The 12,758-nt window shown below is 62.1% G+C and carries 14 protein-coding genes and 1 pseudogene; 2 read left to right on the plus strand and 13 right to left on the minus strand.

Annotated elements, in window-relative coordinates:
- Positions 1-303 precede the first annotated feature (303 nt).
- From ACSQ3L_RS24170 to rpoZ, 10 genes and pseudogenes are all read right to left on the minus strand, one after another.
- Positions 304-1,195, minus strand: a pseudogene (locus tag ACSQ3L_RS24170) (aminoglycoside phosphotransferase family protein).
- A gap of 5 nt (positions 1,196-1,200) precedes the next feature.
- Positions 1,201-2,127 (minus strand): GTPase Era, encoded by a 927-nt coding sequence (era, locus tag ACSQ3L_RS24175; RefSeq protein WP_436162192.1) that lies wholly within the window; start codon positions 2,125-2,127, stop codon positions 1,201-1,203.
- Positions 2,124-2,879, minus strand: coding sequence for a ribonuclease III (gene rnc, locus ACSQ3L_RS24180; protein ID WP_436162193.1), 756 nt, complete (start codon positions 2,877-2,879; stop codon positions 2,124-2,126). Before rnc ends, era begins: the two co-directional genes overlap by 4 nt.
- Positions 2,879-3,628, minus strand: coding sequence for a signal peptidase I (gene lepB / locus ACSQ3L_RS24185; protein ID WP_436162194.1), 750 nt, complete (start codon positions 3,626-3,628; stop codon positions 2,879-2,881). Before lepB ends, rnc begins: the two co-directional genes overlap by 1 nt.
- A gap of 78 nt (positions 3,629-3,706) precedes the next feature.
- Positions 3,707-4,120: a holo-ACP synthase gene (gene acpS / locus ACSQ3L_RS24190; RefSeq protein ID WP_292185926.1), complete on the minus strand. Its 414-nt coding sequence runs from the start codon at positions 4,118-4,120 to the stop codon at positions 3,707-3,709.
- The gene (locus tag ACSQ3L_RS24195; protein WP_436162195.1) at positions 4,117-4,716 is read right to left on the minus strand and encodes a DUF2062 domain-containing protein; all 600 of its coding nucleotides are present in this window, start codon (positions 4,714-4,716) and stop codon (positions 4,117-4,119) included. Before ACSQ3L_RS24195 ends, acpS begins: the two co-directional genes overlap by 4 nt.
- Positions 4,717-4,974: 258 nt before the next feature.
- Positions 4,975-5,358, minus strand: a complete 384-nt coding sequence (locus tag ACSQ3L_RS24200) for a VOC family protein (protein WP_436162196.1) — start codon at positions 5,356-5,358, stop codon at positions 4,975-4,977.
- 10 nt (positions 5,359-5,368) lie between these two features.
- Positions 5,369-5,947: an orotate phosphoribosyltransferase gene (gene pyrE, locus ACSQ3L_RS24205; RefSeq protein WP_436162197.1), complete on the minus strand. Its 579-nt coding sequence runs from the start codon at positions 5,945-5,947 to the stop codon at positions 5,369-5,371.
- Between the two features lie 30 nt (positions 5,948-5,977).
- Positions 5,978-8,206, minus strand: a complete 2,229-nt coding sequence (locus tag ACSQ3L_RS24210; protein ID WP_436162198.1) for a RelA/SpoT family protein — start codon at positions 8,204-8,206, stop codon at positions 5,978-5,980.
- Positions 8,207-8,417: 211 nt separating this feature from the next.
- Positions 8,418-8,819, minus strand: coding sequence for a DNA-directed RNA polymerase subunit omega (gene rpoZ, locus ACSQ3L_RS24215; protein WP_436162199.1), 402 nt, complete (start codon positions 8,817-8,819; stop codon positions 8,418-8,420).
- A 328-nt stretch (positions 8,820-9,147) separates the two neighbouring features.
- Between rpoZ and ACSQ3L_RS24220 the strand changes: the two genes are divergently transcribed.
- Both ACSQ3L_RS24220 and ACSQ3L_RS24225 read left to right on the plus strand, forming a co-directional pair.
- Positions 9,148-9,729: a LabA-like NYN domain-containing protein gene (locus tag ACSQ3L_RS24220; protein WP_056580489.1), complete on the plus strand. Its 582-nt coding sequence runs from the start codon at positions 9,148-9,150 to the stop codon at positions 9,727-9,729.
- An 11-nt stretch (positions 9,730-9,740) separates the two neighbouring features.
- Entirely contained in the window at positions 9,741-10,397 is a 657-nt protein-coding gene (locus tag ACSQ3L_RS24225; RefSeq protein WP_436162200.1) for a uracil-DNA glycosylase, read from the plus strand.
- A 24-nt stretch (positions 10,398-10,421) separates the two neighbouring features.
- Here the strand turns inward: ACSQ3L_RS24225 and ACSQ3L_RS24230 are convergent, their stop codons facing one another.
- The 3 genes from ACSQ3L_RS24230 to dapA are packed head-to-tail and all read right to left on the minus strand — an operon-like array spanning position 10,422 to position 12,534.
- A complete protein-coding gene (locus tag ACSQ3L_RS24230) occupies positions 10,422-11,132 on the minus strand; it encodes a glycoside hydrolase family 25 protein (RefSeq protein ID WP_436162201.1) in 711 nt (236 codons plus the stop codon).
- Positions 11,133-11,147: 15 nt separating this feature from the next.
- Positions 11,148-11,627 carry an SsrA-binding protein SmpB gene (smpB, locus tag ACSQ3L_RS24235; RefSeq protein WP_013532594.1) on the minus strand — a complete coding sequence of 160 codons (480 nt, stop codon included), beginning with the start codon at positions 11,625-11,627 and terminating at the stop codon, positions 11,148-11,150.
- 25 nt (positions 11,628-11,652) lie between these two features.
- Positions 11,653-12,534, minus strand: coding sequence for a 4-hydroxy-tetrahydrodipicolinate synthase (gene dapA, locus ACSQ3L_RS24240; protein WP_436162202.1), 882 nt, complete (start codon positions 12,532-12,534; stop codon positions 11,653-11,655).
- Positions 12,535-12,758: the final 224 nt, after the last annotated feature.

Consider the following 12,758-nt stretch of genomic DNA (forward strand, 5'->3'; position numbering starts at 1 on the left):
GCGGGTGAGGCCTGCCAAGCCTGTCTGCCTCTTCTTAGGCGATCGAAACTCGCTGGAGCGCTGTCGTGTTGCTGATTGTGACAGCAGCCAACCGTTGAAGACGATTCCTTCGTGACGCCTCTCAGTCGACCTGAACGACGCAGGCGATGTGGCCCGCCGCCTCGATCAGGCGGATCGGCACTCCATAAGCCCGGAAAAGCATCGCTTCGGCCAGAACATCCTTGGTCGCGCCATACGATGGCGGATGATTTCGGCGACAGGATTAGGATCTGGTAGGCGAGAGCGGCTTGATCGTTTGACGTCTCACGCCCACCGCGCGTGATCGGCAAGCACCTCATCGATCACATGACGCGATTTTTCGACTTCGCCCGGGTTGACGCCTATCTGTCCGGCGACCGTGATCAGCGCTTTCCACAGCGTCCAGCCACGACCGCGCGCCCACATCGCCTCGTCGGCCGGAAGACCAGCGCGATACGCTTCGCGGCTTTTACCTCCGAACAGCGTCCAGGCGATCGCAAGATCGCAAGCGGGGTCACCGACGCCCGAAGTGCCGAAGTCGATCACCGCGCTCAACCGGCCTTGCCTGACCAGCAGATTGCCCCAACTGACGTCACCGTGGAACCAGACCGGCGCGCCGTGCCACGTGGCGGCGAGCGCCGCCTCCCACACCGCGCTCGCGGCTGATGTATCGATCTTGCCGTCGAGGGCGGCAATAGCGTCCCTGGCTTCGCCGTCATAGACGGTTAGCGGTCCGCCGCGAAAGAAGTTGTGCTGTCCCGGCGCCGGTCCGCCGGTGGGATCGATCCGCTGCAAGGCGACCAGGAACGCGGCCAGGTCGGTCGCGAATTGCTGCAGGTTGGCGATACGCTCGCGCTTTGCCGTCTCGCCTTCTATCCAGCGGTAGACAGACCAGTGCCAGGAATAGTTTTCGGCCGGCACTCCGATCGCCAGTGGTACGGGGATCGGCAGCGGCAGCAGGGGCGCCAGCCTTGGCAGCCAGCGATGCTCCTTTTCCACTTGCAGGGAGTAGGCCGCGGCACTCGGCAGCCGCACGGTGATCGTCGCCGAGATGGAAGGTCCTGTTGTCCCAACCGCCAAATTCTACCGGCCTGACCGCAAGCTCCTTCCAGTGGGGAAATTGCGTGGCGACCAATCGGCTGACAAGCGCTGTGTCGATGTTCGGCTTGCTGTCCATGGACCCTAGCGCGGGAACTCGAGCCCCATCTCGCGGTAGCGCTCGGGGTCGTCGCCCCAGTTCTCACGCACCTTGACGAACAGGAACAGGTGCACCTTCTGTTCGAGGATGCCTGCTATCTCCATGCGCGCCGCCTGGCCGATGGCGCGGATGGTCTCGCCCTTATGGCCGAGAACGATCTTCTTCTGGCTGTCGCGCTCGACATAGATGGTCTGGTCGATGCGCACCGAGCCGTCCGGCTTCTCTTCCCATTTCTCGGTCTCGATATGCGAGGAATAGGGCAATTCCTGATGCAGCCGCAGATACAGCTTCTCACGAGTGATCTCGGCCGCGAGCTGGCGCATCGGCAGGTCCGAGATCTGGTCCTCCGGATAATACCAGGGGCCGGCCGGCAGAGCCTCGGCCAGATAGTCGAGCACATCCTTGCAGCCGGAACCGGTCAGCGCCGAAACCATGAAGGTGCGCTTGAATGGCACCCTCTCATTGGCTGCCGCCGACAAGGCCAGCAGCGCCTCGTGCTTGACGCGGTCGACCTTGTTGAGGATCAGCACCATCGGCTGGCGCACATCCTTCAGCCGTTCGAGGATGGCGTCGGCGTCGCCCCTGATGCCGCGCTCGGCGTCGATCAAAAGCAGCACGATGTCGGCGTCCTTGGCGCCGCCCCAGGCAGTGGTCACCATCGCCGTGTCCAGCCGACGCTTCGGTTTGAAGATGCCGGGCGTGTCGACGAAGACGATCTGCGCATTGTCATGCGTGGCAATGCCGCGCACGATGGCGCGCGTCGTCTGCACCTTGTGGGTGACGATCGACACCTTGGCGCCGACCAGTTGGTTGACCAGCGTCGACTTGCCCGCATTGGGCGCGCCGATCAGCGCGACGAAGCCCGAATGCGTCGGGGCAGCTTGCGTTGCCGGCTCTTCGGTGGCGGTCATGCCGCGCTCCCTTCACTAGAGCGCCGCGCGCGCTCCGATTTTTGGACCGATGCGGTGGCCCAGACGCCTTCGCGCAAAAGAAATGCCGAAGCCGCCGCCTCTTCGGCGGCCCTGCGGGAGCCGCCGGTGCCGCTTATCGGCGCAAAGCCGCGGACCTGCAAGGACACCGTGAAGATGGGCTGGTGGTCGGGTCCTTCGCGCTTTTCGATCACATATTCAGGGCGCGCATCGCTGGTCTTGGCGATCCATTCCTGCAAATCGGATTTCGGATTGAGCGGCTTTGCAATCACCGTGTGCGAGCGCGGTTCCCAATAGCGCAGGACGAACCGCCGTGCGGCCTCGATGCCACCGTCGACGTAAACCGCCGCGATCAGAGCCTCGACCGCATCCGCCAGATAGTTTCCGCCCGAACCACGCGACCGCATCTTCAAGGCAGCGTCGGCCCGGACCAGGTCCTCGAGCTGCATTTCAATGCCGATCTCGGAGCATGTCCGCGCATCCACCAGCGCATTGAAGCGTGGTGCGATTTCACCCTCTGCTGCGTCAGGAAATTTCTCGAAAAGCATATCGGCGACGACAAGCCCGAGCACGCGATCGCCAAGGAATTCGAGGCGCTGATTGTTGCTTGCCGCCTTGACCGCACTGGAATGTGTCAAGGCGGTCTCGAGCAAGCGGGTATCCTTGAAGACGTGGCCGGTCTTGGCCTTCACCAAACCGGCCAGTATTTCGCCTGTCGGGCGCTTCAAAGCCATCAATTGACGAAGTGGAACAGGCGCGAAGCACGCATCAGCGACGGCCATTTCCAGATTTCGAGCGGGCTTGCCTTGCCGGCGATCGAGAAGAAAACAAGATTGGCGCGGCCAACCAGATTTTCCTCGGGAACATAGCCAACGGTGAAACGGCTATCGGCGGAATTGTCTCTGTTGTCGCCCATCATGAAATAATGGCCGGGCGGCACGTCGAATTCGCGCGTGTTGTCGCCGATCGAGTTCGAATTCAGGTCGAGCGTGTCGTAGCTGACGCCGTTGGGCAAGGTCTCGCGATAGACATCGATCGGGCGCGATTCCTCGGTGATGTCGGGATTGTCGATCTGGCCGGTTTTCACACGCGGCACGCCGACGCCATTGATGAACAGCTGCCCGTCCTTGACCTGGATCTTGTCGCCGGGCAGGCCGACCACGCGCTTGATATAGTCGACAGACGGATCGGGCGGGAACTTGAACACCACCACGTCGCCACGCTTCGGCTCGGAGCCCCAGATGCGGCCGGAGAAAATGTCCGGGCCGAAAGGCAGCGAGTAGCGCGAATAGCCGTACGACCATTTGGTGACGAACAGATAGTCGCCTTCCAGAAGCGTCGGCCGCATGGATCCCGATGGGATCGAAAAGGGCTGGAACAACAGCGTGCGGATGACCAGGGCGAGCAAAAGCGCCTGGACGATGACGCTGACGGTCTCGCCAAGGCCGCCGGATTTCTTCTCAGATTTTTCAGCCACGCTCATGTCGTCCTCGATTGTGCGTTGGATGGTATAGAGTCTCGGCGCGCGCTGGGCAACGTCAATGCCGGTCGTCAGATGCAATCAATGTGGCGCTTCTTCGACCGGCAACGCCTCGATGATCACAAAGGCTTGAGCGAGTGGGAAATCATCGGTGATGGTGAGGTGGATTGCCGCCCGATGGCCCCTTGGCAGGATTTTGTCGAGCCGGTCCTGCGCCCCTCCCGTCAGCGCCATGGTCGGGGCGCCGCTGGGCAGGTTGACGACACCCATGTCGCGCCAGAACACGCCTTGTGCCAGACCGGTGCCCAGCGCCTTGGCGCAGGCCTCCTTGGCAGCGAAGCGCTTGGCGTAGGACGCCGCACGCGCCCGGCGGTTCTCGGAGCGGGCCTGTTCGACCTCGGTGTAGATTCTCTGGATGAAACGCTGACCGTGACGCTCCAGCGACTTTTCGATGCGTCTGATATCGATCAGGTCACTGCCGATGCCGATGATCATCGTGCAGCGGAACCGATGCTTGCGCTGGGATGGGACGATTGTGCATGCCGGCTTGCGCGCTCGGCCAGGCGTTTGCGCCGCTGTTCCCGGAAAGCGGTCATGCCCCAGCGCGTGAGGGCGTAGAACAGCAGCCCGAAGACCAGCCCGAGCGGAACGGCGCCTATCAGCATCGGCTCAAGGATAGGTTTCCACAATTGCGCAAAAGAGAGGTTGTGCAGCATCTCGCCGAGATGCGCCGGCGGGCCATGCGCCGGCAGGCGATCGTGGAGGATGAGCTTGCCGGTTTCCCAAGAGGCACCCCACAGCAACGGGAAGGTCAGCGGGTTGCCGAAGAACACCGCGCCCAAGGCCGCCGCCACCAGATTGCCGGCGATCACCCAGCACAGGACGGCGGCAATGATGAAATGGAAACCGACGGGAAAGAACGAAGCGAAGACGCCGGCCGCGACGCCGGCCGCCACCGCATGCGGCGTGGCCTTCAGCCGCAGGATGCGCTTGGAAAAATACTGAAGCGAACGCGAGAACGAGCGGCGCGGCCAAAGATAGGTACGCACCCGCTCGTAAAGACCATCAGGCTTGCGGCGTCGAAAAAGCACTCTGTTCCCGTTCCACAGCTCTCGCACCGGCAGCTTCAGCCGGGCGTGACAGCCACATCTTGCGCTTGACGATCACCCTATGGCAATCGCAACCTTCATATAGCGACGCGCCGGCGCAAGAACAACCAAACACCGTCTGCGCAGCGCGCGCTCGTTGTCACCCTTCGGGGATGGCAGGTCTCGCTTCGAACATTGGACAATCGCGGCGAATTTAAGGAACGACAGTCGCCTCGCCGAAAGGCGCAGTGTCGCAGGCGGCTACGGCAGGTATTCGCTGACCTCGACCAGATTGCCGTCCGGGTCGCGAAAATAAACCGACATCATCGGACCTCTCGCTCCGACACGTTCGACCGGACCGAGCTCCACGTCAACGCCATTGACGGCCAGGCTGGCGCATATCTCGGCGAGCGGTCGGTCGGTGATCAGGCAGAAATCACCGGATCCCGGCGTTGGCGTCTTCGCTTTCGGTTCGAAGGTCCGCCCGATCTCATGCACGTTGATCTTCTGGGGGCCGAAAGCCAGCGCCGTCGGCCCGCCAGGCGTATCGATGCGTTCAACGCCTAGCACGCGCTGATAAAAGGCGCAGGTCACTTCCAGCGAAGCAACGGTCAGCACGAAATGATCGATGCCGGCGATCATCACGGACTCCTCGTCAGATGTTGCGGCTGCCGGGCTTGATCGCCGGGATGGCGGCCAATTCCGGCGGCAGCCGGTCGGCCGGATAGGCCGGAACCTCGTATTCGGCGAGCGCGATCAGCGGCACGCCGACATCGGTCTTGCCGGCCGAACGGTCGATGATGCACGCGGCGGCCACTACCTCGGCGCCCAGATCGCGCAGGCACTCGATGGTCTCGCGGATCGACAGGCCGGTGGTGACGATGTCCTCTACGATGACGACGCGCGATCCCCTGGCGATCTCGAAGCGGCGCAAGCGGAACTCGCCCCCTTCCCGCTCGACCCAGATGGCCGGCACGCCGAGATGGCGCGACGTCTCGTAAGCCGGGATCAACCCACCGATCGCCGGACCGACGACATAATCGATCTTGCCCGGCACCGCCGCTCGGATCTTCTCGGCCAGCGCCTTGCACAGAAGCTCGGTCTTGTCGGCATGCATGAACACGCGCGCCTTTTGCAGGAAGACCGGACTGCGCAGGCCAGAGGTCAAAATGAAATGCCCTTCCAGAACAGCACCCGCCTCGCGGAAAATGCCCAGCACTTCATCGGTGTTCATTTCTGCATATCCCCATACAGGTCAGCCGTGTCAGCCATTGACGCGCCTTGCATCGCTGACACTCGAATTGTCCTTGAGCTGTGACAGCAGCCGGTTAAGGTGCTTGAGATCCCAGACTTCGAGATCGATCAGCATTTCGGTGAAGTCGGGCGCGGTGCGCACCATCGACAGCGTGTGGATGTTGGCGTCGTTCGAGGCGACCACCTGGGCTATGTCGGCTAGCGAACCCGGCGCGTTGATGGCGGTGACCGAGACGCGCGCCGGAAAGCGCTCCTTGGTGCGCTCGTCAATGTCCCAGCGTACGTCGATCCAGCGCTCGGGCTGGTCGTCGAAAGCCTGCAGCGCCGGCGACTGGATCGGGTAGATGGTGATGCCGGTGCCCGGCTGGACGATGCCGACGATGCGATCGCCAGGCACTGCCCCTTCCGGCGCGAAACGCACCGGCAGGTCGCCGCGCACGCCGCGGATCGGCACGGCGCCGTCGCGCGGCTGGTCCTTGTCCTTGCGCGCGGCGCGACCCGGAATCTGGAACAGCATGCCGGCGGCATTGCGGATCTTCGACCAGCCCTCTTCTCGCGGCTTGGGGACGGCCGTAGTAACGCGCTCGTCCTTGTAGTCGGGGAATACCGCCTTCATGACGTCGGTGGAGGCAAGCTCACCGCGACCGACAGAGGCCAGCACGTCCTCGATGTCCTTGCGCGCCAGCCGGTGCAGCACCTGCTTCAGGCTTTCCTTGGTGAAGGTCTTGCCGGCGCGTTCGAAGGCGCGTTCCAGGATGCGGATGCCGAGACCCGAATATTGCTTGCGGATGGCGTTCTTGGTGGCACGGCGGATGGCCGAGCGCGCCTTGCCGGTGACGACGACCGATTCCCACGCCGCTGGCGGCACCTGCGCCTTGGAGCGGATGATCTCGACCTCGTCGCCGTTCTTCAATTCCGTCATCAGCGGCATGATGCGGCCGTTGACCTTGGCGCCGACGCAGGTGTCGCCGACATCGGTATGCACCGCATAGGCAAAGTCGATCGGCGTAGCACCGCGCGGCAGCGCAATCAGCATGCCTTTCGGGGTGAAGCAGAACACCTGGTCCTGGAACAGCTCCAGCTTGGTGTTTTCGAGAAAGTCCTCCGGATTGTCGCCCTCGGCAAGCTGCTCGATGGTGCGCCGCAGCCACGCATATGCGTTGGTCTCCTTCGAGATGGCGTGAGCGGCGCCGTTCGTCTTGCCGCCCGTATCCTTGTAGATCGAATGGGCGGCAACGCCGTATTCGGCGATCTTGTTCATCTCACGGGTGCGGATCTGCAGCTCGACGCGCTGGCGCGACGGCCCGACGATGGTGGTGTGGATCGACCGGTAGTCGTTCTGCTTCGGCGTCGAAATGTAATCCTTGAAGCGGCCGGGCACCATCGACCACGCCGTGTGAATGGCGCCAAGCGCGCGATAACAATCTTCGACACTGTCGACAACGACCCGGAAGCCGAAGATATCGGATAGTTGCTCGAAGGACAGCGCCTTGGCCTCCATCTTGCGGAACACCGACCACGGCTTCTTCTGCCGGCTCTTCACGCTGGCGTTGATCGCATGCTTCTCGAACAGCGTGGACAGCGCCTTTTCAATATCCGTCAGCACGCCCTTGTTGCGCTCGAAGATTTCGGCAAGCCGGGCGGTGACGGCGCGATAGGCTTCAGGATTGATGAAGCGGAAGGCGATCTCCTCCAGCTCTTCGCGCATGCCTTGCATGCCCATGCGCCCGGCCAGCGGCGCGTAGATATCCATTGTCTCCTCGGCGATGCGCAGGCGCTTGGCCTCCGGCATATGGTCGAGGGTGCGCATATTGTGCAGGCGGTCGGCAAGCTTGACCAGAAGCACGCGGACATCTTCCGAGATCGCCAGCAGAAGCTTGCGCAGGTTTTCCGCCTGCTCGGCCTTCTTCGAGACGAGATCGAGCTTCTTCAGCTTGGTCAGACCCTCGACCAGCTTGCCCATTTCGGGGCCGAACAGATCGTCAATCTCGGCCCGCGTCGCGGTCGTGTCCTCGATGGTGTCATGCAGCAGGGCGACCGCGATCGTCGCCTCGTCCATGTGCATTTCGGTGAGGATGGCGGCGACTTCGAGCGGGTGCGAGAAATAGGGGTCGCCGGAAGCGCGCTTCTGGTGGCCATGCTTCTGCATGGCATAGACATAGGCCTTGTTGAGCAAAGCCTCGTTGACGTCAGGCTTGTAGCGCTGGACGCGCTCGACAAGCTCATACTGACGCATCATGGGCGGGATCTCGCAGCGGTGAAATGATTGATGCGCCGCACTAGCGTACGGCGCACCCCCGGTACCAACTGTCGCAAATACCAGATTCAGGCATTATGCTAAGCGCGGCCAAAACTGCATCTGGTATTTGCGACAGTTGGTACTAGATAGCCACGAAACTGACTGGACGGAAGTGCTGGAAACGTATTCCAGGCAGGTCCAGATCGCTCGCTTAGTAGTCGTCGCTTTTTTCCGGGGGCACCAAGCCTTCGATGCCGGCCAAGAGATCTTCCTCGGTCATCCGGTCGAAGGTGATGTTCTCCTCGGTGTCATCGGCGTCGGTGGCCGTAACGGCAGCGCCGGTCTGATCGGCAATCGCCTCGCCGTCGGCTTCGGGCTCGTCGACCTCGACATGCTTCTGTAGCGAATGGATCAGATCTTCCTTGAGGTCGTCGGGAGACAGTGTCTCATCGGCGATCTCGCGCAGCGCCACGACCGGGTTCTTGTCGTTGTCACGCGGCACGGTGATCGGCGCGCCCTGGCTGATCTGCCGGGCGCGGTGGCCAGCCAAAAGCACCAGCTCGAAGCGGTTGTCGACCTTGTCGATGCAATCTTCAACGGTTACGCGGGCCATGGATGCCCCTTTCATGCGATGGATTTGATGGAAAACAGGCGCGGTCCATAACCCGAACGCCGTCAAAATACAAGCATCATGGCAATGGCGGAGTTGCAAGCCGCCCAATCCCTGGCTCAAACACCGGATTCGGCAAAACCAGCTCTGTACTTATACGTTCCGGGTCCCGATCACAATTGCTTGCAGTGCCGCAACACGCCCTTGGATTGCCGCAAAACTGGCGCTATCTCGGATGACGCAGAGGTCAGCCGGTTTATTGTGAGGCTGACCGATACTCGCTTTCGCATTTCGTTTAGACGGCCGTTTATTTCGAGAAGGAATATTTTCCATGTTCGACCCTCGTGAAAAAATCGCCCTATTCATCGACGGCGCCAATCTCTACGCGACGTCGCGCGCGCTCGGCTTCGACATCGATTATCGCAAGCTTCTGTCTAGCTTCCAGAAGCGCGGCTATCTGCTGCGCGCCTATTATTACACGGCACTGGTCGAGGATCAGGAATACTCCTCGATCCGTCCGTTGATCGACTGGCTCGACTATAACGGCTTCAAGGTGGTCACCAAGCCAGCCAAGGAATTCACCGACTCGACCGGCCGCCGCAAGATCAAGGGCAATATGGACATCGAACTCACCGTCGATGCGCTGGAACTCGCCGACGTCGTCGACCACTACGTCATCTTTTCCGGCGACGGCGATTTCCGCACGCTGGTCGAAGCGCTACAGCGGCGCGGCCGCAAGGTGTCGATCGTCTCGACCATGGCATCGCAGCCGCCGATGATCTCCGACGATCTGCGCCGCCAGGCCGACCATTTCATCGACCTGGCAACGCTGAAGAACGAGGTCGGACGCGATCCGTCCGAGCGGCCGGTGCGCCGGCCCGAGCCGGCCGAAGTCGACGAGGACGACTACTGAGGCCGGTCGCCTTGACCGCCCTTTGCGCCTCCGAACCTAATCGCGACTGCCCGCTCTGCCCGCGGCTGCACGATTTCATCGCCGAGTGGCGGCAGCGCGAGCCATCCTGGTTCAACGCACCGGTGCCGACTTTTTTGCCTCCCGAAGGCGACGCGGCGGTCCAGCTGCTGATCGTCGGGCTGGCGCCCGGGCTGCGCGGCGCCAACCGCACCGGACGTCCCTTCACCGGCGACTATGCCGGCGACCTGCTCTACTCGACGCTGATTTCGCACGGTTTTGCACGCGGTGAATTCAAGGCGCGGCCAGATGACGGGCTCGAGCTTGTCGGCACGGCGATCACCAATGCGGTGCGCTGCGTGCCGCCGGAAAACAAGCCGGTGGGTGCCGAGATCGCCACCTGCCGGACATTCCTGGTACCGACGATCGCGCGGTTCCCGAACTTGCGCGCCGTGCTGGCACTGGGATCAATCGCGCACCAGTCGACCGTGCGGGCGCTGGGTGGGCGCGTCGCCGCCTACCCGTTCAAGCATGGCGGACAGTTGCGTGCTGGAGACGTAACATTGTTTTCGAGCTATCACTGCTCACGCTACAACACCAATACCGGCGTGCTGACCGAGGCGATGTTCGTTAGTGTTTTCAGTCAGATAGCAGCGTTTCTGCGGACATAAAGCGGTGCCGGCAGACATATCAGCTCAGCGTGGCGGCGCAGACAGCGCAGCCAATACCGCCGGCCCACCCTGCAGCACATTCAGGTCGACATCGCCGTTGATGCCGTCGACGCGTCCCCTGTTGTGATACTGCCAGTAGACCCAGTCGCCGCGGTTCGGCTCCAGAAGCAATGAGCGCAGCCAGAGCGGACGGGCGGCGATGCGCCCGGCATAGGTCTGTGCCGCCTCGTCGGTCAGATAGACGATAGCAGGCTTGCCGAACGCTGCTTCGACTGGAGCCAGGAACGCCGCCAGTTCGGCGCTCAATTGCTCCGGTGTCGGCCGCTGTGGGCAATTGCCGCCGAACTCGATGTCGACAACCGGCGGCAGCAACGGCTGATCGTGCGGGACCACCGAGATGAAATTCTTCGCCTGGTCAGCACCCGGCCGGCAGAAGGTGAAGAAATGATAGGCGCCGACGACGAGACCAGCGGCGCGGGCTTCACGCAGATTGGTGGAGAAGGCATCGTCGATATGATCGCCGCCTTCAGTCGCCTTGATGACAGCGAAGGCGACATCGTCGGCGGCAACACGGCGCCAGTCGATCTGGCCCTGATGGTGAGAGACGTCGATGCCCCTGACCGGATATTTGTCGCGATCCGGGGAATATGACCTGAAATAGAGATAGCCGCCCGCGGCGACGAGGCACACAGAAACCAGGCTGGCCAAACCAAGGAGGACAATCCGGTTCTTCAAACGAATGGCCCCAGCCTACCCACGCTCTTTTAGCAGCCGGCCCTTTTCGCGCGACCAGTCGCGCTGCTTCTCGGATTCGCGCTTGTCGTGCAGTTTCTTGCCACGGCCGACAGCGAGCAGCAGCTTGGCGCGGCCCTGGTCGTTGAAATAGATTTTCAGCGGCACCAGCGTCATGCCTTCGCGGTCGACACTCTGCGACAGTTTCGCCATTTCGCGCTTGTTGAGCAGCAGCTTACGGCGCCGGCGCGGCTCATGGTTGAAGCGGTTGGCCTGCAGATATTCCGGCAGATAGGAGTTGATCAGCCAGATCTCGCCACCTTCGACCGAGGCGTAGCTATCCTGGATGTTGGCCTGGCCCTGGCGCAGCGACTTGACCTCGGTGCCTGTCAGCACCAAGCCGGCCTCGACCGTGTCGAGCACCTCGTAGGAAAACCGCGCCTTGCGGTTTTCCGAAACGGTCTTGTTGTTGGGATCGGCTTTTCTGACTTGATTCATGATGTGGAGAGGTGGCGCCTCATCCCTAATTAATCAAGCCGGCGTGCTTCATCGCCGCATCGATCTTGTCGGCAGTCGACTGTTCGATCGTGACCAGCGGCGAGCGTAGCACGTTCTCGACCTTGCCCAGCTTCGACAGCGCATATTTCGCGCCGGAAACGCCAGGCTCGATGAAGATCGCCTTGTGCAGCGGCAGCAGGCGATCCTGCAAGTCCAGTGCCTTGGCGCTGTCGCCGGACAGCGTCGCCTCCTGGAATTCGGCGCACAGCCGCGGCGCGACGTTCGACGTCACCGAAATGCAGCCGACGCCGCCATGCGCGTTGAAACCAAGCGCCGAAGCGTCCTCGCCCGAAAGCTGGATGAAATCCTTGCCGCAGGTGGCGCGCTGTTCGGAGACGCGTTCGACCTTGCCGGTGGCATCCTTGACGCCGACGATGTTCTTGAAGTCGTGCACGAGCCGCCCCATCGTGTCCGGCATCATGTCGATGACCGAGCGCGGCGGGATGTTGTAGATGATGATCGGCAGCTTGGTCGCCCTGGCGACAGCCGCAAAGTGCTCGTACAGGCCGCGTTGTGTCGGCTTGTTGTAGTAGGGCGTGACGACCAGAGCGGCATCGGCGCCGGCCTTCTCGGCATATTGCACGAGGCCGACGGCTTCCTCGGTGTTGTTTGAACCAGCGCCGGCGACGACCGGAACGCGTCCCTTGGCAACCTCGATGCACACCTTGACGACCTGGCGGTGCTCTTCATGCGACAGCGTCGGCGACTCGCCGGTGGTGCCGACAGGCACCAGGCCTCTCGTGCCCTCACCAAGCTGCCATTCGACGAACGCGCGAAAGGCTTTCTCGTCGAAACGCCCGCTCTTTTCGAACGGTGTCACGAGCGCAGTAAGCGAGCCTCTCAGCATATCGTCCAACTCCTTGGGACTTATTGAATTTTGTTGTTCGGGTTATCGTGCGCGCCTTCTAGCCGAAAGCGAAGCGGCGCACCATAGTCTCGACATGGTCGCGCGGCAAGCATTGCCATGGTGCCAGCAAGCGCAATTCGAACGGCCTCGCTAACTCTTTGTTTACGGGCTCTTCACGACCTAAGTTTAGGCTTCGAGGCATCTTCGGCTGCTGGTAGAATGTC

This window comes from Mesorhizobium sp. LjRoot246 (genome assembly GCF_964254115.1).
Lineage (GTDB): Bacteria > Pseudomonadota > Alphaproteobacteria > Rhizobiales > Rhizobiaceae > Mesorhizobium.